General features: G+C 65.0%; 16 protein-coding genes and 4 pseudogenes. 8 read left to right on the top strand and 12 right to left on the bottom strand.

Annotated elements, in window-relative coordinates:
* The first annotated feature begins 21 nt into the window (after positions 1–21).
* Genes hemB through MMSP_RS24050 form a run of 3 tightly spaced genes read left to right on the top strand, consistent with a single transcriptional unit; the run spans position 22 to position 1,834 of the window.
* A complete protein-coding gene (gene hemB / locus MMSP_RS24040) occupies positions 22–1,005 on the top strand; it encodes a porphobilinogen synthase (protein ID WP_015354481.1) in 984 nt (327 codons plus the stop codon).
* A gap of 11 nt (positions 1,006–1,016) precedes the next feature.
* A complete protein-coding gene (locus MMSP_RS24045) occupies positions 1,017–1,553 on the top strand; it encodes a hypothetical protein (protein ID WP_020788701.1) in 537 nt (178 codons plus the stop codon).
* Complete coding sequence (locus MMSP_RS24050; protein WP_020788702.1) at positions 1,550–1,834, top strand: hypothetical protein; 285 nt, start codon at positions 1,550–1,552, stop codon at positions 1,832–1,834. Before MMSP_RS24045 ends, MMSP_RS24050 begins: the two co-directional genes overlap by 4 nt.
* A gap of 155 nt (positions 1,835–1,989) precedes the next feature.
* On the opposite strand, the pseudogene MMSP_RS29115 reads toward MMSP_RS24050, so the two are convergent.
* The 4 genes and pseudogenes from MMSP_RS29115 to MMSP_RS30015 form a co-directional block, all read right to left on the bottom strand.
* Positions 1,990–2,263, bottom strand: a pseudogene (locus tag MMSP_RS29115) (IS1634 family transposase); the annotation flags it as partial.
* A gap of 3 nt (positions 2,264–2,266) precedes the next feature.
* A pseudogene (locus tag MMSP_RS30005) lies at positions 2,267–7,175 on the bottom strand (amino acid adenylation domain-containing protein); the annotation flags it as partial.
* A gap of 19 nt (positions 7,176–7,194) precedes the next feature.
* Positions 7,195–7,509, bottom strand: a pseudogene (locus tag MMSP_RS30010) (condensation domain-containing protein); the annotation flags it as partial.
* On the bottom strand, positions 7,394–7,717 hold the full coding sequence (locus MMSP_RS30015) for an MmpS family transport accessory protein (protein WP_369797340.1): 324 nt from the start codon (positions 7,715–7,717) through the stop codon (positions 7,394–7,396). The gene MMSP_RS30015 and the pseudogene MMSP_RS30010, both read right to left, overlap by 116 nt.
* Before the next feature lie 666 nt (positions 7,718–8,383).
* Between MMSP_RS30015 and MMSP_RS24065 the strand changes: the two genes are divergently transcribed.
* Positions 8,384–9,178 (top strand): hypothetical protein, encoded by a 795-nt coding sequence (locus tag MMSP_RS24065; protein ID WP_020788706.1) that lies wholly within the window; start codon positions 8,384–8,386, stop codon positions 9,176–9,178.
* A 170-nt stretch (positions 9,179–9,348) separates the two neighbouring features.
* On the opposite strand, the gene MMSP_RS27110 is transcribed toward MMSP_RS24065, so the two are convergent.
* On the bottom strand, positions 9,349–9,618 hold the full coding sequence (locus MMSP_RS27110; RefSeq protein WP_131807385.1) for a hypothetical protein: 270 nt from the start codon (positions 9,616–9,618) through the stop codon (positions 9,349–9,351).
* Between MMSP_RS27110 and MMSP_RS29655 the strand changes: the two genes are divergently transcribed.
* Entirely contained in the window at positions 9,617–10,762 is a 1,146-nt protein-coding gene (locus tag MMSP_RS29655) for a PE family protein (protein ID WP_369797341.1), read from the top strand. The genes MMSP_RS27110 and MMSP_RS29655 overlap by 2 nt on opposite strands.
* On the opposite strand, the pseudogene MMSP_RS30020 reads toward MMSP_RS29655, so the two are convergent.
* The 3 genes and pseudogenes from MMSP_RS30020 to MMSP_RS24085 form a co-directional block, all read right to left on the bottom strand.
* A pseudogene (locus tag MMSP_RS30020) lies at positions 10,740–12,916 on the bottom strand (xanthine dehydrogenase family protein molybdopterin-binding subunit). The gene MMSP_RS29655 and the pseudogene MMSP_RS30020 overlap by 23 nt on opposite strands.
* Entirely contained in the window at positions 12,913–13,890 is a 978-nt protein-coding gene (locus MMSP_RS24080; RefSeq protein ID WP_020788709.1) for a xanthine dehydrogenase family protein subunit M, read from the bottom strand. The pseudogene MMSP_RS30020 and the gene MMSP_RS24080 overlap by 4 nt, the downstream one beginning before the upstream one ends.
* 3 nt (positions 13,891–13,893) lie before the next feature.
* Entirely contained in the window at positions 13,894–14,496 is a 603-nt protein-coding gene (locus MMSP_RS24085; protein ID WP_011742129.1) for a (2Fe-2S)-binding protein, read from the bottom strand.
* 188 nt (positions 14,497–14,684) lie between these two features.
* On the opposite strand from MMSP_RS24085, the gene MMSP_RS24090 reads away from it, so the two are divergent.
* The 3 genes from MMSP_RS24090 to cmaA2 are packed head-to-tail and all read left to right on the top strand — an operon-like array spanning position 14,685 to position 17,075.
* The gene (locus MMSP_RS24090) at positions 14,685–15,596 is read left to right on the top strand and encodes an HAD family phosphatase (protein WP_012392770.1); all 912 of its coding nucleotides are present in this window, start codon (positions 14,685–14,687) and stop codon (positions 15,594–15,596) included.
* 44 nt (positions 15,597–15,640) lie between these two features.
* Complete coding sequence (locus tag MMSP_RS24095; protein WP_012392769.1) at positions 15,641–16,141, top strand: MaoC family dehydratase N-terminal domain-containing protein; 501 nt, start codon at positions 15,641–15,643, stop codon at positions 16,139–16,141.
* A 22-nt stretch (positions 16,142–16,163) separates the two neighbouring features.
* Entirely contained in the window at positions 16,164–17,075 is a 912-nt protein-coding gene (gene cmaA2, locus MMSP_RS24100) for a cyclopropane mycolic acid synthase CmaA2 (RefSeq protein WP_012392768.1), read from the top strand.
* 53 nt (positions 17,076–17,128) lie between these two features.
* On the opposite strand, the gene MMSP_RS24105 is transcribed toward cmaA2, so the two are convergent.
* The 4 genes from MMSP_RS24105 to MMSP_RS24115 all read right to left on the bottom strand — a co-directional run bounded on the left by MMSP_RS24105 (position 17,129) and on the right by MMSP_RS24115 (position 19,911).
* Positions 17,129–18,220 carry a lysophospholipid acyltransferase family protein gene (locus MMSP_RS24105; protein ID WP_085981826.1) on the bottom strand — a complete coding sequence of 364 codons (1,092 nt, stop codon included), beginning with the start codon at positions 18,218–18,220 and terminating at the stop codon, positions 17,129–17,131.
* Positions 18,202–19,335 carry an SDR family oxidoreductase gene (locus MMSP_RS24110; RefSeq protein WP_020788711.1) on the bottom strand — a complete coding sequence of 378 codons (1,134 nt, stop codon included), beginning with the start codon at positions 19,333–19,335 and terminating at the stop codon, positions 18,202–18,204. Before MMSP_RS24110 ends, MMSP_RS24105 begins: the two co-directional genes overlap by 19 nt.
* 78 nt (positions 19,336–19,413) lie before the next feature.
* Positions 19,414–19,515 carry a 30S ribosomal protein bS22 gene (locus MMSP_RS26490; RefSeq protein WP_003402602.1) on the bottom strand — a complete coding sequence of 34 codons (102 nt, stop codon included), beginning with the start codon at positions 19,513–19,515 and terminating at the stop codon, positions 19,414–19,416.
* 138 nt (positions 19,516–19,653) lie between these two features.
* Positions 19,654–19,911 (bottom strand): helix-turn-helix domain-containing protein, encoded by a 258-nt coding sequence (locus MMSP_RS24115; protein WP_011742123.1) that lies wholly within the window; start codon positions 19,909–19,911, stop codon positions 19,654–19,656.
* Positions 19,912–19,940: the final 29 nt, after the last annotated feature.

Here is a 19,940-nt window from a genome sequence, read left to right on the forward strand (position 1 = left end):
GCTAGTGGCGGGCCGCCACTGATGGGCGCCTACCCGCGGCAGCGGCCGCGCCGGCTCCGCTCGACTGCGGCGATGCGCCGCTTGGTAGCGCAGACCTCCTTGGAGCCAAGGCATTTGGTGCTGCCGATGTTCGTCGCCGACGGTATCGAAGAGCCGCGCCCGATCGCGTCGATGCCGGGGGTGATGCAACACACCCGCGATTCGCTGCGCAGCGCCGCCGCGGACGCCGTTTCCGCCGGGGTGGGCGGCCTGATGTTGTTCGGGGTGCCCCGTGACACGTCGAAGGACCCCGTCGGCTCGGCCGGTACCGATCCCGACGGCATTCTCAACGCGGCCCTGCGCGACTTGGCCAAGGATCTCGGGGACGCGACGGTGCTGATGGCCGAAACCTGCCTGGACGAGTTCACCGACCACGGACACTGCGGGGTGCTCGATGACCGGGGCCGTGTCGACAACGACGCGACCGTGGCCCGCTACGTCGAATTGGCGGTCGCGCAGGCGCAGGCCGGCGCCCATGTGGTGGGACCGAGCGGGATGATGGACGGCCAGGTGGGTGCGATCCGCGACGGGCTGGACGAGGCCGGCTACGCCGACGTGGTGATTTTGGCCTACGCGGCCAAGTTCGCCTCGGCGTTCTATGGCCCCTTCCGAGAAGCGGTGAGCTGCAGCCTGTCCGGGGATCGGCGCACCTACCAGCAGGAACCGGGCAACATGCGGGAGGCGCTGCGCGAGGTCGAGCTGGATCTGGACGAAGGTGCCGACATCGTGATGATCAAACCCGCTTTGGGGTATCTGGACGTCGTCGCCGCGGCCGCAGACATTTCCCCGGTGCCGGTGGCCGCCTATCAGGTCTCGGGGGAGTACGCGATGATTTGTGCGGCGGCGGCCAACAGCTGGATCGACCAGCGGGCCGCGGCCCTGGAGTCGCTGACCAGCATCCGGCGTGCCGGGGCCGATATCGTGCTCACCTATTGGGCCGCCGATGCAGCGAGTTGGCTGTCGTGACGGAGGCTCACATGACATCAGCGGGGGAACCCAAGACGTTGTTCTACGAATCCGGCGCCTCTTGGTATTGGCTGCTGGCCGGCCCGTTCTCGGCGCTGTCGTTGATCTTGATCGAGAAGTCCACCGGCGCCGGCATCCAGTTGATCACCCCAGTGATCTTCCTGGTCCTGGTGTCGGTATTCGTCGGCATTCAGGTGAAGGCGGCGCGAATCCACACCTCGGTGGAGCTGACCGAAGAATCCCTACGTCAGGGCACCGAGACCATCCTGGTGTCCGAAATCGTGAGGGTGTTCCCCGAACCCGAGAACTCCGTCGCATCTGGAAAGTCGCTGGCCAAGTGGCAGTCGGCGCGGGCGCTTGGTGAGTTGGCCGGGGTACCACGCGGCCGGGTCGGCATCGGCATCAAGCTCACCGGCGGACGCACCGCGCAGGCCTGGGCGCGTCGGCATCGCCATCTGCGTGCGGCGCTGACTCCATTGGTGCAGGAACGAGTCGGGCCTACCCAGGTCGACCGCGGCGCTGGCGACGACGCCGAGACGGCACTGTGAACCCCCGCAACCGGGCCGTGATTGAGCTGGCTCTGGCCCTCGTCGCGGTGTGGGCCACCGCGGCGAGCTGGCTACAGACCACCTCAACGGTGGCGGTCGCTCCCGTTACCGCAGGTCAACCCGTCACGACGTCGGTGATCTATCACCCGCAGCAATTGGTGCCGACCCTGGCCCTGGCGACCCTGGCAGGGGTGCTCGCGGTCGTGGGAGTCTGCCGGTTGCGGCGGGCGCGACAATCGCCCAGTGCGCCTGCCGACAACAGCTCGGATCTCGCGCGCTAAGCGGTTTTTCGGACCAGCGACAACATTAGCTGACGGTGAATGCTGTTGGCCTGAGCCAGGTCGCGCAGCGCCTCGTGCACCGAGCTCCGAGTTGGCTCAATTGGAGGACGGGTCGGCAGCAGTGAGGGTGTGGTCGCCGGCCTTGATCTTGACCGTGCGGGTCCCCACCCGCCACGACGGACGCTGGCCGTAGCCAAGGTTTGCCGCCACCGGCGTTGGGCCTAGATCGGCATCCGCCGCTTGACGGTGGCATAGGAGATCGGCCGGACCCCGATCTCGGTGAGCACTCGTTCGGTGTCGATCATGGTGCTGGGCCCAATGATCCGCGCCATCACGAAACACGTTGTCGCTATAGATGGTTGAGTCGAACCCTAGGATCCGGTAAGACGCGCACAGGCCGTTTCGCAGATGTCTTCTTGGGTCACTTGTGTGTCACTGGAGGAAGTTTTTGAGGTGGTTGGTGTAGGTGGGGGTGTGGTTGGGGTGGAGGAGTTGGTGGTGTGTGCAGTTGGTTGAGTGGGTTGTGGTGGGGCCGGTGAGGTGTGGTTGCCAGGCCTGGAGGAGGTATGCGGCTTTGGTGTGGGTGCTTTCGTAGGTGGGGTGGTTGGGGGGTGGGGTGTGTTCGGCGGCGATGAGCAGGGTGGGGCCGGTGTAGGTGTGGGGTTGGTGGTGTTGGTAGAGGGTGATGTTGTGGTTGTGGTTGTGGTTGTGGTTGTGGTTGGTGGTTGGTGGTGAGGTGGTGTAGCTGGTCGTCGGGGATGGTGGTGTGGTGGTGGCCGAGCAGTGTTTGCAGGGTTTGGCGGTTGTTGCGGGGGGTGATTGTTGGGTCGGTGTTGGTGTCGAGGGTGGGTAGTGAGTCGAGCAGGATGAGTCGGGTGTCGGTGTGGCCGCGGTGGTGTAGTTCGATGGCGATTTGGTGGGCGAGGACACCGCCGAAGGACCAGTCGAGGAGGTGGTAGGGGCCGGTGGGGTGGGTGTTTTGGATGCGGGTGGCGTAGTTGCGGGCCATGGCTTGGAGGGTGTGGGGTGGGGTTTCGTCGGCGTTGAGGGTTTGGTTGATGCCGATGAGGGGGTTGGTGAGGTGGGTGGCGAGGGTTTGGTAGGGCCAGCTGATGCCGCTGGTGGCGTGGATGCAGAACAGGGGTGTGCCGGTGCCGGTGTGCAGGGTTTGGATGGGGGGATGGTGGCGGGTTGGGCTTGGGTGTCGATTCGGTGGGCGAGGGTGGTGATGGTGGGGGTGTCGAAGATGTCGGCGACGCGCAGGTCGGTGTGCAGGGTGGTGTTGGTGGCGGCGATTAGGCGCATCGCCGACAGGGAGTCTCCACCCAGATCAAAGAAAGAGTCGGCGGCGCTGACCCGGTCCTCCACACCCAGGATTTGGGCGTAGAGGCTGGCCAGGGTTTCTTCCACCGGGCCTTGCGGCGCGACATAAGCCTGCGCGCTAGTGGTGTAGTCGGGGGCGGGCAAAGCGCGGCGGTCGAGTTTGCCGTTGACCGTCAACGGTAGTTCGTCGATCAGCATGAAGGCGGCCGGAACCATATACGCCGGCAACACCTGGCTCAACGAGGCGCGGATGTCGGCGGTGTCGAGCCCGGTCCCCGTGGTGGTGGTGTAGTAGGCGACCAGCCGGGTTTGGCCGGGGGCGTCGTCGCGGGCGATGACCACCGCCTGCTCGACCCCGTCGAGGGCGGCTAGGGCGGCGGTGACTTCGCCGCATTCGATGCGGTAGCCGCGGATTTTGACTTGTTCGTCGGCGCGGCCCAGGTATTGCAGTTGCCCGTCGGGGCCTCAACAGACGAGGTCGCCGGTGCGATACATCCGCGACCCGGCCGACCCGTACGGGCAGGCGACAAACCGGGCCGCACTCGACGCGCCGCGGCGCCAATAGCCGACACCGACCCCGGCACCGGCACCGGCACCGGCACCGGCGACATACAACTCACCCACCACCCCGGGCGGGACTGGGCGCAGCCAGCTGTCGAGGACGAATACCCCGGCCCCGGACACGGGTGCGCCGATGGGCACCACTGTGTCCGCGGGGTGTAGGGGGTTGCTGATCGTGGTGCACATGGTGGTTTCGGTGGGGCCGTAGGCGTTGAGCAGGGTGTGCTCGGTGGCCCAGTGGTGGGCGAGGTCGATCGGGCAGGACTCTCCCACGGTGATGACGGTGGTTGCCTCTAACCCGTGATCGGGGAGTTGGGCTAATGCTGAGGGGGTGTGGGTGAGCACACTGACGTGTTCGTCGATGAGCAGGGTGTGGAAGTCCTCGGGTGAGGTGACGATGTGTTCGGGCACGACCACGACCCGTCCGCCGCTGAGGAGGGCGCCGAGGATTTCCCAGACGGAGACGTCGAAGGCGTAGGAGTGCCATTGCGACCAGACCGCGTTGGTGGGGATGTCGAGATCGAGTTGGGTGGTCAGGGTGGTGGCGTTGTGGTGGGTGATGGCCACGCCTTTGGGGGTTCCGGTGGTGCCGGAGGTGTAGATCAGGTACGCCAGGTCGTGGGGGTTGGGTGGGGGTAGTGGGGTGGTGGGGTAGTCATCGAGGTTGGTGAGGGTGTCGAGGGTGATCACCGGAACACCACTGCCGGTGCCGGTGCTGGTGGGGAGGTGGGTGGTCAGTTCGGTGGTGGTCAGTACTGCGGTGGGGGTGGTGTCGGTGAGCATGAACGCGATACGCGTTGGGGGGTGGTGGGGGTCGATGGGTAGGTAGGCGGCCCCGGTTTTGAGGACGGCCAGGATGGCGTGGTCGCTGCGCGGTAGCAGCAGCGCAACGACCGCACCCGCTCGAGCCCCGTGGGTGGTGGTGAGGTGGTGGGCGAGTTGGGTGCTGGCCGTATCGAGGTCGTGGTAGGTCCAGGTGTGGTCTTCGAAGGTGAGGGCCGGGGCGTGGGGGTGGGTGGCGACGATGTTGGTGAAGGCAGCGGGAATCGAGATCGCCGTGGTGGTGGGAGCGGTGAGGGTGGGGTGGTTGCCCCAGGTGTGTAGTTGGGTGTGTTCGGTGTCGGTGAGTAGGTCGAGGTGGTGCAGGGGTTGGTCGGGGTGGGTGGTGAAGGTGGTGAGGGTGTGGTGCAGGCGGGTGGCCAGGGTTTCGATGGTGGTGGGGTTATAGACGTCGGTGCGGTATTCGATGGTGCCGGTCAGGGCCGGTGCCGTGTCGGGGCTGGTGGGGTGTTCGCCCACGGAGATGACCAGGTCCATGCGGGCGGTGTGGGTGGCGACCGGATACGGGCTGATCCGGGCCTGACCCAGGCGCATTTCAGCACCGTCGTTGGTGTGTTGGGTCCAGGGGTGGTTTTGGAAGGCGAGCATGACCTGGATGAGGGGGTGGTGGGTGCGGAAGCGGGTGGGTTGAAGGTGTTCGACGAGGAGTTCGAAGGGCACGTGTTGGTGTTCGAACGCGGTCAGGCTGTCCTCGCGGATGTGGGCCAGTAGGTCGGTGGGGGTGTCTGCGGGGTGGGTGTGGGTGCGTAGCACCAGGGTGTTGACGAAGAACCCGATCAGTTCATCGAGGTGGGGGTGGGTGCGTGCGGCGATCGGGACGCCGATGGCGATGTCGTTGGTGTCGGCGAGGGTGGCTAGGACCACGGTCAGGGCGGCGTGGATGACCATGAAGACCGAGACGTGGTGGGTGTGGGCCAGGGTGTGGATTGCGGTGGTTAGTTCCGGGGGGCCAGCTGAATTAGTGGCTGGCGCCGCGGTAGTCGGCGATCGGGGGGTAGGGGCGGTCGGTGGGCAGGGGCAGGTGTTCGGGGAGTCCGGCCAGGGTGTGCTGCCAGTAGGCCAGGTCGGTGGCCAGCAGGCTGGCCGGGTCGTGGGGGTCGCCGAGGAGTTGGTGGTGCCACAGGGTGTAGTCGGCGTAGTGCACCGGCAACGGCACCCACACCGGCGGGTGCCCGGCGGTGCGGGCGGTGTAGGCGGTGTCGAGGTCGCGGGCCAGCGGGCCCAGCGACCAGCCGTCGGCGGCGATGTGGTGGATCAGCAGTACCAGCACGTGCTGGTGGTCGGCGGTGTGCAAGATGGTGGCGCGGATCGGGATCTCGGCGGCTAGATCGAAGTGGTAGTTGGTGGCTTCGTCGATGGCGGTGTGCAGGTGTTGGGGTGTCCACCCGCGGGCATCCACGACCTGCCAGAAGACTTCGGCTTGGTTGGGGGTGAGGATGTCTTGGTAGCCGATCCCCTCGCTCGTGGTGCTGAAGCGGGTGCGCAGGGTTTCGTGGCGGGTGATCAGATCGTCGAGTGCGGCTCGGAGTGCCTCGGTGTCCAGCGGGCCGTCCAGGTGCAGGACGACCGGGATGTTGTAGACCGCCGAGGGGCCTTGAAGCTGTTCAAGAAACCACAGCCGGGACTGGGCAAACGACAACGGCACCCGTGGCGGGCGCTCACCGGCGATCAATGGCAGCTGAGCGACCGGGTCGGCCCCGACACGGTGGGCTAGCCCGGTGATGGTGGGGGCTTCGAACACATCAGCAACGCGCAGACCGGCGTGCAGGGTGGTGTTGGCGGCGGCGACCAAACGCATGGCTGAGACGGAGTCTCCACCCAGGTCAAAGAAGGAGTCGGCGGCGCTGACCCGGTCACTACCGCCGAGGATCTGGGTGTAGAGGCTGGCCAGGGTTTCTTCCACCGGGCCTTGCGGCGCCACATAAGCCTGCGCGCTAGTGGTGTAGTCGGGGGCGGGCAGGGCGCGGCGGTCGAGTTTGGCGTTGACCGTCAACGGTAGTTCGTCGATCACCACGAAGGCGGCCGGAACCATATACGCCGGCAGGACCTCACTTAGCCGGTCCCGCAGCCACGCCGTATCGATCCCACCGCCACCGATGGTGGTGGTGTAGTAGGCCACCAGCCGGGGTTGGCCGGTGTCGGTGTGGGCGATCACCACCGCCTGCTCCACCCCATCGAGTGCGGTCAGGGCGGCGGTGACTTCTCCGCATTCGATGCGGTAGCCACGGATTTTGACTTGGTCATCAGCGCGGCCCAGATATTGCAGTTGCCCATCAGGGCCCCAACAGACGAGCTCGCCGGTGCGATACATCCGCGACCCGGCTGCCCCGAACGGGCAGGCGACAAACCGGGCCGCACTCAACCCGCCGCGGCGCCAATAGCCGACACCCACACCGGCACCGGCACCGGCACCGGCACCGGCGACATAAAACTCACCCACCACCCCGGGTGGCACCGGACGCAGCCACCTGTCGAGGACGAACACCCCGGCCCCGGGCACGGGTGCGCCGATGGGCACCACAGTGGCGCCGGCGTGCAGCGGGGGTGCGGCGGTGAGGTAGATCGTGGCTTCGGTGGGGCCGTAGGCGTTGATCAGGGTTCGCCCCGGAGCCCTGCGCGCGCATGTGCCTGTGGTCTTGGTTTTGCAGGGTTTCTACGGGGAATCGCTGATGTTGCACCGCTTTTTCGATCCGGGCATGGGTGTGTCTGCAGAACTGGGCGATGCTGGATCCCGGTGTGGAGATCAACGTTAACGGGACAGTGCCCACCATCAACCCGGTGAAGGTCATTGACTCAGGTTCGACACGGCGGCTCACCGGGAAATCGATGACAACCTCAGAGTGGTGATCGCACCACTTCCCGACCAGCAGCGCGCACGCCGCGGTTAATATCGCCGATCGGCGCACTCCTAGCGCCCGGCAAAGTTTCTGCACCCCGGTGACGATCGCGGGATTCAGCTGCACCGGCGCGGAAACGCCGTCGCTTTCGGTGTTGTCGTCTAGGGGGCTGACCAGGGCTCCGGCGTTCCCTGGGTTGCTCATGAACACCGAAAACGCGATGGAGCCGGTAAATACCAAGCCCGGCGACAAGGGCCACGCCCATGACAGCAAGCAGCAGCCACATTCGTCTCACAACGCTGGTAACCGGAATCATCCTCACCCTCGTGTTCCGCCACCGGGTCACAAAATCGCCCGCGCGACCAAAAACACCGGCCGCGGCTGGACCCTTAAAAAGGGGCTCGGCTGAGACCGCCCATCACGCGGGCCTGTACCGCCCAATATTCTCCATATGCGTCGCTATCAGATATCTCGTTGCGCTAACTAGCGTAGACGCTAATGGCGACCTGCTGAAGCATTTCGGATTTCCGCACGCGGCACCTCGCGCGCGGGATTTAGGTGCAACCCAACGGCTTGCCCGATGGCAACCGTTGTCTGCCGGCCCGGCTTGCGGCGGCCGTCACGTCCAGGCGGCACTTCCCCACCCATCGGCGCTTCGCGCTAGGCCCCAAAATGCCTCGACGGGGCCATCAACCGTCGCTCTAAGCACTGCGCCGGAAGCGGCATCGGATGCGCAGCAACCCCAGCCGCTATCGATGGCCCGCACTGCCCCACAACGACGCGTTCCACGCTTATTTCAGCGGTCCGTGAATTAGCCATCGGATGTCACCGCCGAATGAATTAGGGAGCGCAATGATTCGGGGGCAAGGTTGACGATTCAACGCTTGTAGAGCACACTGTTCAGCGTCTGCGACAGGCCGCTCGGTCAACTCTAAAAAAATTCCACGGTCATCGGTCGCAACTCAATTGGGCGAAAGGGACAACATCGATGCGTGTATCGACCGACCATCGAGTAATCACCAGGTGGGCGCCAAAGTCATGCTACCGCGCGGCGGCCGACGATTTCTTGGCGGCGGCAATTAGCCTCGGTTTTCTGGACTCCAATGCCATCTGTGGCTCACTGGCTAAAGACGATGTAATACCCGGATGGAGCGACCTGAATATCGTGTGCATCGCCCGAGACGATGCGCCAAGCGGGGAGACGCTGGGTGAACTCAACCGCATCGTCAAAGACCTCACCGAGCGCACCGCCATCGGAATTGGGTTTGACCTCGTGTGGCGCACAGAATTCGACCGGTCATCAAAAATCGGCGGTCGACCACTGGCGATGACGTACGAAGTCGCTCAATGCGGAGAGTTCCATATCAACCCGGCACCGTTTGCTGCCGCCGCGCCGATGCATACCGTCGTCGAAAAACTTCGACAGGAACGCGCTGTACTGCTGCTCGCGGAGATGCATAACTGGCGGCGGGCATGCTTTGCGGACGACGAGCCCGAAACCAACAAGCTCGCCGTGAAGACGCTTCTGAAGATGCTCAAGCAATGCGTCAGCCCCTACCCCGGGAGTTGCTTCACCCATGCCGCGAACCTCACCCGGCTGCCGCGAGACATCCCTGACATCGCTCGCGAAGCATTCCTGATGGCGGTGGAGACACGCGCCACGTGGGGGCAGAATCGCGACATCGACCAAGCCCGATCCGCAATCCTGAGCCTGCTGTTGACTGAGATCGATGCGCTCGATCTCATCGGGTCTTTTTATTCGCCTCAGTCATCAGAAAATTGATGCCGATCTATTTCTGTCGGCGATACGAAAGTGCATGATAGAACGGACACCCGCCAGCGAGCGACGGAGCCCATCGGACTCACATCGGTGCCGCAAAATATGCCGGACCAAAAAGCAGTTTCCCGTCGGCCGACCTCTTCCACTAAATGACAGGTCCCGAAGTTTTTTCCTCACCGAAGTTCAGGAATCACGCTTTCACGTCTTGGCATGATCGCCTCGGACATACGGAATCGAGAAATATCAGGGAAAATGATCTGCGCATCGCGCATTTTGCGTGAGCCTCTGGCCAGAACGGCCGATCCGCCACCTACGGTCACGCGGCTGACGGAATCGGCCGAACGCCCAAAATTCGGGACCAGCACCGATAGGTTATTGCCATCTACCACTATTAACCAGCGATACAGTGCCCATCCGATATTGACGGGCCCGAAGGAAACCATGTCATATGTGATCGCGGCCCCGGAATTGCTGGCAGGCGCAGCTACGGACTTGGCGGGTCTCGGCTCGACGCTGCAGATCGCCAACCGGGCCGCCGCCGCCACGATCACCGGCGTGCCGGCCGCCGGCGCGGACGACGTCTCAGCCGCACTGGCGGCGGTGTTTTCCGGCCACGCCCTGGATTATCAAGCCCTGAGCGCCCAGATGGCCGGGGTGCACCAACGGTTCGTACAGGCGTTGACCGCCAGCGGGAGCTCCTATGCGGCCGCCGAGGCCGCCAACACCAACCCGCTACAGGGCGTCGAAGAACACCTGCTCGGCGTGCTCAACTCCCCCACCCAAGCCCTGTTGGGCCGCCCCCTGATCGGTGACGGCGCCGCCGGCGCCCCCGGACAGGACGGCGGCGACGGTGGACTGCTCTTGGGCAACGGCGGCGCCGGCGGAACCGGCTCCGCGGCGAACGCCGACGGTGGCAACGGCGGGGCGGCCGGACTCATCGGCAACGGCGGCGCCGGCGGAACCGGCTACAGCCCGACCACCGGTTCCGGCGCGGTCGGAGGCGATGGCGGGGCCGGCGGCTCCGGCGGAATCGGCGGCGTCGGTGGCAGCGGCACCATCGGCGCTCCCAGCGGTCACGGGGGTAGCTGTGGTCTCGGCGGTGGCACTGGGCTATTTGGCCAAGGCGGCGCCGGCGGCAACGGCGGGCAGGGCGGAGGGGAAAACTTCGCCTCGACCGCTGGGGCAGGAGGGCCCGCCGGCACCGGCGGGCACGGCGGCTGGCTCTACGGCAACGGTGGAGCCGGCGGTATCGGCGGGGCCGGCGGGGTCGTTGGTAGCTCCGAGGGCGGCGTGGACGGCGGAGTCGGCGGCAGCGGCGGCAGCGGCGGCGCTACCGGGCTGCTCGGCAACGGCGGGGCCGGAGGAACCGGCGGACAGGGCGGCGGCGGTGGCCGAGGGTTTGACGGCTCCCTCGGTGCTGGTGGCACCGGGGGCACCGGCGCCGTCGGCGGGTCCGGAGGGTGGCTCGTGGGCGACGGCGGGACCGGCGGCGACGGCGGGGGTGCGCCCGGCGCGCTACGGGTAGCGCTCGGTAACCAATCGCGTGCGGGTTCGCCCGCCCGGATCAGAGCAGCTGCTCGACCCTGATTGGCAAGTCGGTGACCCGTTTTCCGGTGGCATTGAATACCGCGTTGGCGATCGCCGCGGGCACCGCAATGATCACCAACTCGCCGAGTCCCTTCACCCCGATCGGGTCGGCGATGGTGTCCTGTGCGGGCAGAAAACTTGCGTCCAGCGCGGGAACGTCGGCGTTGACCGGGACCAGGTAATCCGAGATGTTCGCGTTGACGACGCGACCGTCTCGGTAATCCAACTCGGTCCCTTCCAACAGAGCCATCCCTATTCCGCCGATCATGCCTCCGATTGCCTGGCTGTGCGCGAGTTTGGGATTGATCACCCGGCCCGCGTCGTAGCAGGCATGGATGCGGCGGATCCGCACCGTAGGCAGCAATGCGTCGATGGCGACTTCGGCGAATACGGCTCCGTAGGCGTAGGTGGAGTATCGCTTGCCGGCATCATCGGGTGTCCAGGTGTGTTCGGATTCCAGGGCTGGCCAGCCACGCCTGCGCAGCAGATCCTGATACGACTCGCCCCGCGCCGGCCCGTCCGTGGCGACCGTGGAAAACATGTGGCCGTTGGTTACCATCACGTCTTCCGGGCGCAGGCCCGCCAGCGGCGATTGCGGGTCAGTCACCGCCGCACGAATGAACTTGTCGCGCAGCATATTTGCGACAGTGAACACAGCCGAGCCCACGCTTGCCGTAGTCCGCGAGGCCGAGTGCGCCGGCGCCGGCGGGAAGCGGCTGTCGCCCAGTGAGAATCGCACCCGCTGCAACGGCAGGCCGAGCGCATCCGCGGCAATCTGGGTCATCGAGGTGTAGGTCCCCGGTCCCATGTCGCTGGCGGCGCTGCACACCTCGGCAGTGCCGTCCGCCGAGATCCTTGCGATGGCCGCGCACTTACTGCGATAGGTGAAGTACGCCGCGGTCGCCATCCCGATACCGACAAAGGAATCGCCGTCGCGGTTGGCTCCGGGGATGCTGTTTCGGCGGTGCCATCCGAAGTCGGTGGAGCCCTGCTTGATGCAATCGACCAGCCGCCTGGTGGAAAAGGGCAAGCCGTTGATCTGGTCGATTCGAGGTTCGTTGCGCAAGCGCAACTCGATGGGGTCGATGCCCAGGCGGTGCGCGAGATCGTCCATGGTGGACTCGAGCGCAAACGTTCCGGTGACCGCACCGGGTCCCCGCATGAACCACGGCAGGTTGATATCGAGTGGCACCACGCGGTATGTCGAACTCATGTTGGGGACCTGGTACATCAGCTGCGGGCTGCGCACGATGCCGTCTTCATAGATGCCGTACTGCGCGGTTTCCGTGCGCCCTTCGTGGATCATCGCCATCAGGCGCCCGGAGGGGTCTGCGCAATCGCCATGCGTTGGCGGCTGGTCGGCCGGAAACCGACCGAGCTGTACATCTGTTTTCGCGTCAGCACCAGCTTGACCGGCAGCTGCATTCGGCGCGCGGCGAACGCGGTCAGCAGTTGATGCGGCCACATGCGGCCGGCGCTACCGAACGCGCCACCAACAAATGGCGAGATCAGCCGCACCCGCTCTTCGGACATCCCGAATGCCCGGGCATAGGACCGCCGCGCTCCGTTGATGTGTTGGACCTTGTCCCAGAGTGTGAGCCGGTCGCCATCCCATTTGGCGATGGTGGCGGGCAATTCCACCGCGTTGTGGTTGTTGCGGGCGATGCTGAAATTGAGGTCGCTGATCCCCGCAGCGCGGATCATCACCTGATCGGGGGTGCCGCGAACGTAGTCGGCGATGAGTCGGCCGGGATAGCCGACTGCCTGCGGCGCATCGATATCGGTTAGCTGCGGCCACGTTGAGTAGCTGACGTCGACCAGCGATACCGCGTGCGCCGCAGCCTCATGCGTGGTGGCGACCACCACGGCGATCGGCTGTCCAAAGAAGAAGACCTGGCCGGTGCCGAAGGGCAGACGCACCCCGGTGAAATCGGTGAGCACCGCAAGCACGCCAGGCTGGCGCATGGCGGCTCCGGTGGCGATGTGGTCGACGGCACCGCGCGCCACCGTGCTGCAGACCAACGCCGCATACACCAACCCGGGAATCGGGTGGTCGGCCGCGTAGCGGGCTTTTCCGGTCACCTTCAGCGGGCCGTCCACCCGGTTGATCGGCTGGCCACTGATGCCTCCGGCGGCGGAGAAGGCGTGGGTCATGGCATTGCCGCCACGACCGTCAGCTGCTTTTCGACGACGCGCTTGAGCAGCTCTACCTTGAAGCGGTTCTCGCTCAAGGGTTTTGCCCCAATGGCCGAGAGCGCGGCGGCGCGGCGGAACAGATCCGCATCCGATGGGCGGCCCCGAAGCGCGGCTTCGACCGCCGGCAGGCGCCACGGCACGGTGCCCACCCCGCCGGCGGCCACCCGCGCGGTGCGTATGGTGCCGGCGGCGATGTCGAGTGCCACGGCTGCGGACACCAGCGCGAACTGGTACGACTCACGGTCGCGCACCTTGAGATATCCGGACCGGTGCAGCTGGGGCCCGACCGGAATCTCGATGGCAACCAGCAGCTCACCCGGGTGCAGGTTGTGTTCCCAGTGCGGAGAGTCACCCGGATGGCGATATAACTCCGCGAGCCCAAACCTCCGATGTCCAGCGATCTGGCGAGTCAGCACAACGGCGTCTAGTGCCACCAATGCCACCGCGAGGTCGGAGGGATGGGTTGCGCAACAGTGTTGGCTGGCGCCGAAGATTGCGTGCGTTCGGTTGCGGCCCTCGATTGCCGCACAGCCGGCATCGGGACCACGTCGGTTACATGCGGCCGAGACGTCGCGGAAATACAGACACCTCGGGCGCTGCAACAGATTGCCGCCGATCGATGCCATATTGCGCAACTGCGCCGAAGCGCTGAGCTCCAAGGCTTGGCTGACCATCGGAACTTGTTGCCGGACAACGGGATGAGCCGCCAGATCCGACATTCGCACCAGGGATCCAACACGGATCACTCCGGGCTGCACGTCGATCGACTGGTAGGGCAGCGCATTGATATCCACCAACGAATCGGGACGTTCGACCGTCTCACGCATCAGGTCGACCAGAGTGGTACCGCCGGCTATGTAACGGCCACCGGCCGCGGCTGCCCGCAACGCGGACTGCTCGTCGGAGGCCTTGCTGTAGCGAAACGGAAACACGGATTAGTCGTCTCGAGCCACCGATGCGACAGCTTTGACGATGTTCGGGTAGGCACCGCAACGACAGAGATTGCCACTCATCCACTCGCGTATTTCCGCGGGTGAACCCGCGTGACCTTCGGCGATACACGCGACGCCGGACATGATCTGACCTGGGGTGCAGTACCCGCACTGCAACGCGTCCTCATCGATGAAGGCCTGCTGCAGCGGATGCAGCCGGCCGTCCGGGCCGGCCGAACCTGTTAGCCCCTCGATCGTGGTGATCTGTGCGCCGTCGTGCATGACCGCCAGAGCCAGGCAGGAGTTGATGCGGCGACCGTCAACCAGCACCGTGCACGACCCGCACGCGCCCTGATCGCAGCCCTTCTTCGTTCCCGGCAGCCCCGCTCGCTCCCGCAGCATGTCCAGCAAGCTGGTGCGGTTATCGACGGCGATCTCCCGATGCTCACCATTGATCTGAAGGCGCACCACAGCGGTGTGGCCATCGCCCTGGTGGACGCGTTCGGATCCGGGGATGGCAGTGACAGCCGCGACGGCGCCCCCCACCGCAACGGAGGTACCCACGAACGTCCGGCGGTTGACTCGTAACCCGAGTCCGTCATCCACGGATTTACTCTAGAACGGGTAGATCGGTGCGCATCGCCAGATCGAAATCTCGGCCATCCGCCGCACTGTTTACCGGGCAGCGTTAGCTGTCCCCCAGGTAGCTCGGACGGTTGCCAACCGTTGCCGGATAGGGTTGAGATCGGCCGCAGCAAGTCATCGGCCGGTACCGCGATTCCGGGAGGTTTCTGATGGCTTCCTCTGACCTGGGCAGCTCGAGCGGCGGCGGTCATTTTGACCTGGAGTCGCTGGCCGAGAATGCCAGCGCCACCCGAGCGCTAGCGGATATGACGGTCCCCACCGAAGGCTCGGCCGCTGACCCGCAGCCACCGATCGATCTGACCGCCGCCGCATTCTTCGACGTGGACAACACCCTGGTGCAAGGCTCGTCCGCGGTGCACTTCGGCCGGGGCCTGGCCGCCCGCCACTACTTCACCTACCGCGACGTGCTGGGCTTCGTCTATGCCCAGGCCAAGTTCCAGCTGCTCGGCACCGAAAACAGCGAAGACGTCGCCGCCGGCCGCCGCAAAGCACTCGCCTTCATAGAAGGCCGCTCGGTCGACGAACTGCTGAACCTCGGCGAGGAGATCTATGACGAGATCATCGCGGACAAGATCTGGCCTGGCACCCGCGAGCTCGCGCAGATGCATCTTGATGCCGGCCAGCAGGTGTGGCTGATCACGGCCACGCCCTACGAGCTCGCCGCGACCATCGCCCGCCGGCTGGGGCTGACCGGTGCCCTGGGCACCGTTGCGGAGTCCGTCGACGGGGTGTTCACCGGACGGCTGGTCGGTGAGATCCTGCACGGCACCGGCAAGGCTCATGCGGTGCGCTCGCTGGCGATCCGGGAGGGTCTGAACCTCAAACGCTGCACCGCATATTCGGATAGCTACAACGACGTGCCAATGCTGTCGCTGGTGGGCACCGCAGTCGCCATCAACCCCGACGCCCGGTTACGTAGCCTGGCCCGCGAACGAGGATGGGAAATCCGGGACTTCCGCACCGCTCGTAAAGCCGCCCGGATCGGGGTGCCCTCGGCCCTTGCTCTGGGCGCGGCGGGCGGCGCGTTGGCAGCACTGGCGTCTCGACGGCAATCACGCTGATAAGCTGCGCCGCTGAGCATATATTCGAGCAGAGAGCAAAGGGCATGACAGTCCCCCCAGAAGCCGCAGGACTCATCGGCAAGCACTACCAGGCACCGGACTACTTCGTGGTTGGCCGCGAGAAGATCCGGGAATTCGCAACCGCGATCCAAGACGAGCACCCATCGCACTCCGATGAGGCCGCCGCAGCCGAGTTGGGTTACCCCGAGCTGGTCGCCCCGTTGACCTTCCTGGCAATTGCAGGGCGTCGGGTGCAGCTGGAGATCTTCAATAAATTCAATATTCCGATCAACATCGCCCGGGTCTTCCATCGGGACCAGAAGTTCCGCTTCTACCGGCCCATCGTGACCGGCGACAAGCTGTACTTCCACACCTATCTCGACTCTGTCCTGGAGTCTCACGGGACGGTGATAGCCGAAATCCGCAGCGAGGTCACCGACGACGAGGGCAAGCCGGTGGTGACGAGTGTGGTCACGATGTTGGGCGAGGCGGCCCATCACGAGGCCGAAGCGGATGCCGCTGTGGCGGCGATTGCATCCATCTAGGAGGGCCAGTAGGGTCCGGTTGATGGGGAAAAGGGGCGACCAACCTTCTCTTCCGGACCAGCTCTCGCCACCTGTCGAGGCGGTCCAATCGCACTACGACCGCTCAAACGAGTTCTTCAAGCTTTTCCTCGATCCATCGATGACCTACAGCTGTGCCTACTTCGAGCGTCCCGACATGACGCTGGAACAGGCTCAGTACGCCAAGCGCAAACTTTCACTGGACAAGCTCAACCTCGAGCCCGGCATGACGCTGCTCGACATCGGCTGCGGCTGGGGCTCGACCATGCGCCACGCGATCGAGGAGTACGACGTCAACGTCATCGGCTTGACGCTCAGTGAGAATCAACTTGTCCACGACGAGCGCAAGTTCGCTGACATGGACAGCCCTCGGCACAAAGAGGTGCGGCTGCAGGGCTGGGAACAATTCGACGAACCGGTCGACCGCATCGTGTCGCTGGGCGCCTTCGAACACTTTGCCGACGGCGCCGGTGACGCTAGCTGGGAGCGGTATGACCGCTTCTTTAAGATGTGCTACAACGTGCTGCCCGATGACGGCAGGATGCTGCTGCACACGATCATCGTGCCCGACGCCAAGGAAGCCAAGGAACTTGGTTTGACGGCGCCGATGAGCCTGATGCGCTTCATCAAGTTCATCCTGACCGAGATCTTCCCCGGCGGGCGGCTACCCCAGATTCCGCAGATCGATGAGTATTCGTCGAGGGCGGGTTTCAAGGTTGAGCGGTATCACCGGATTGGGTCGAATTACGTTCCGACACTGAACTCTTGGGCTCAGGCGCTGCAGGCCAACCAGGAAAAGGCCATTGAACTGCAGGGCCAAGAGGTCTACGACATCTATATGCACTACCTGACGGGCTGCTCGGACCTGTTCCGCGACCACTACACCGACGTTTGCCAGTTCACGATGGTCAAGTAGCTGGCCCGCCCACCAAGGTAGCGGTGCAGCGTCGGTGACGTGGCCGCGCGAGGTCAGCCGAAGAAGACGTTGCGCCGCCCGGCCAGCAACCGGTACAACGTTTGCTGGATCGTCTCACGGACCTGGTCGCTCAACTCGAAGGTGACCATCGGATCCTCGGCGTCACCGGACCCGTAGTCGGCGGTGTAGATCGGTTCGCCGAATGCGATGCGCCACTTCGACGGCAGCGGCACCAGCCCGGCCGGACCCGCCAACGGGAACAACGGGGTGACCGGGAAGTACGGCAAGCCGAACAGCCGCGCCAGCAACTTGACGTCGGTGAGCATCGGGTAGATCTCTTCGGAGCCGATGATCGAACACGGAACAATCGGCGCCTTGGTTCGCAACGCTGCCGATACGAAGCCGCCGCGGCCGAACCTCTGCAACCGGTAGCGATCAGAGAAATGCTTGCCCAGTCCCTTGTAGCCCTCGGGAAAAACGGCAGTCAGTTCGCCGGAGGCCAGCAGGCGGTGCGCGTCGGTCGTGCAGGCCATCGTGTGCCCCGCTTTACGGGCGGCTTCACCGACCACCGGCAGATCGAACACCATGTCGGCGGCCAGCAACCGCAGATCCCGCTGCGCCGGATGCTCATCGTGCACCGCCACCGACAGCATCAACCCGTCGAACGGCAGCACCCCTGCGTGGTTGGCCACCAACAGTGCGGCGCCTTCGCTGGGGATGTTCTCCACGCCGCTGACTTCAACCCGGAACCAAGACTTGAAAAAGAACCTCAGCAAAGGCCGAACGATCGCATCGTTGAAGTGCGGATCGAACCCGAACTCATCAACGCTGTAGTCACCGATCAGTCGCTGACGGAGAAAACCCGCGACCGCGGCAACGCGCTGCGCAAGCTCGTTCAGCGGCGGTTCGGCAGTTGAACTCCCACCCGCGACACGCCGGTGTTCATCGATTTCGCGGACGACAGCGGCGATCTGCTCGGCCGATGCGCGGCCGCCCGGATCGGACAGCAATGAGGGATGTTGACGAGACGTGTCTGCCCGTTGATCGGCGCGACGACGCGCCGCCACACGACCCCGATTGGCGTGCAGGGGAATGACATTCGCTCTGGTATTACCCGCCACGATATCTACCTGACCCCACCCCATGGAATTGGATTTCGGCTACCCCAGCGCTGCGCTACCGCTATGGCGCGCCCCTCCCAGGAGCGTACCCGATGCGGGGCGATTATGGGAGTCAAGCCGCGGCCGCGAACGTAGTCGTCAAAGGCCTCCGCCGTCGACCACTTGGGCTGGTAGCCGAGTTCGGAACGCATCCTGGTGGTGTCCATCACGCGGCCATAACTCAAGTACGCGAACTGCTCGCGGTTGATCTCGGTATAACGATTAGCTCGTCTCAGCGAATCGAGAGCCCACACCCCAAAGCCCGGAACCGGCAGCGGAATTCGGCCGGCCCGACGGATAGCCTGGGACAGCATGATGATGCCGTCGGCACCGATGTTGTAGGTGCCGCCCTTGCCCGAAAGAGCCGCGCGTTCCAACGCGCCCAGGGCATCCTGCTCGTGCAGCAGCTGCAACCTCGCGTCGCGGCCAAACATGGTGGGCACCCCTGGCCCGGCCAGATACCGCGACAGGGTGGTGTCCATCGCCGGGCCGATCATGTTGGCCAACCGCAGGATCGTCACTGCGATATCGGGGCGACGCCGGCCCAGGCCGCGCGCATAACCCTCGATGTCGAGGCTGTCCTTGGCAAAGCCCTCGCGAAATGGACGACGGCTGCTGCTGTCCTCGGTGAATACCACCGGATCGTGCGGGCTGGACCCGTACACCTCGGAAGTCGACTTGAGCACAACCCGACGCACCGACGGCGCCTTCTGGCACGCCGCGAACAGCTGCATGGCGCCCATCACGTTGAGTTCCTTCAGCGCGGCGCTACCACCGGAGCGCGGAGCGTAGGACGCCGCCGCGGCGTGCACCACCGTGTCGACATCGCCGTTGCGAATCACCTTCGCGATGAAGGGATTACGGATGTCGGCGCGCACGAACTCGGCTCGGCCCATGCGCCGCAGCATGTCCTTGCTCGGCGCGATCGCATCCACCGCGATGACCGAACTGATCAACGGGTTTTGTGCGAGTCGCGCGGTCAAGTAGCCGCCGAGAAATCGGCAGGCGCCGGTAACCAGCACCACCTTGGGATGGTGGACGCTGTCACCGCCGCCACCGATTCCTCCGGCGCCGCCCCCTTGGCCGTTCGACGAATTCACCCCGACAGCCTAGCCGCGGCTAGAGGCATAGGCGTTACAGCCTGGTGACGGCAGCCGCCAACCCGAGCCAGTCGAGGCCTACTTGCCAAGTTTTCTGCGCTGCACCCGGGTGCGGCGCAGCAGCTTGCGGTGCTTCTTCTTGGACATGCGCTTGCGCCGCTTCTTGATTACTGAACCCATGAACTCCGCTATCTGACCTGTGACCGGCTTGCTTCAACAAATGACCCGGACACCTTACCCAGCCCGCCGTACCCAACACCAAACCGGCGCCACCTAACCAACCGAAGCCAAGCCTGGCGGCGTGCGGCCGGTATTCGGCTAACCGGCGAAATACGAGGTCTGCAGCATGTCGTGGACTGCCTTGGCGTGCACCCGAAATGACCGCCCGACCCGAACCGCTGGCAACTCTCCGTTGTGCACAAGCCGGTAGACGGTCATTTTGGACACCCGCATGAGCGAAGCCACCTCGGCCACCGTGAGGAACTGGCTGCCGGCCTGCTGGCCTTCGCCTGAACCGCTATCACGTACCGACTTACCAGCAGAATCGCGCGCCGATGGCCCGTTCGTAGACGTCATCGCTAACCCAATCGTGTCAGGCACACGCA

The sequence above is a fragment of the Mycobacterium sp. 012931 genome, from assembly GCF_000419295.1.
GTDB classification, from domain to species: Bacteria; Actinomycetota; Actinomycetes; order Mycobacteriales; family Mycobacteriaceae; genus Mycobacterium; species Mycobacterium marinum.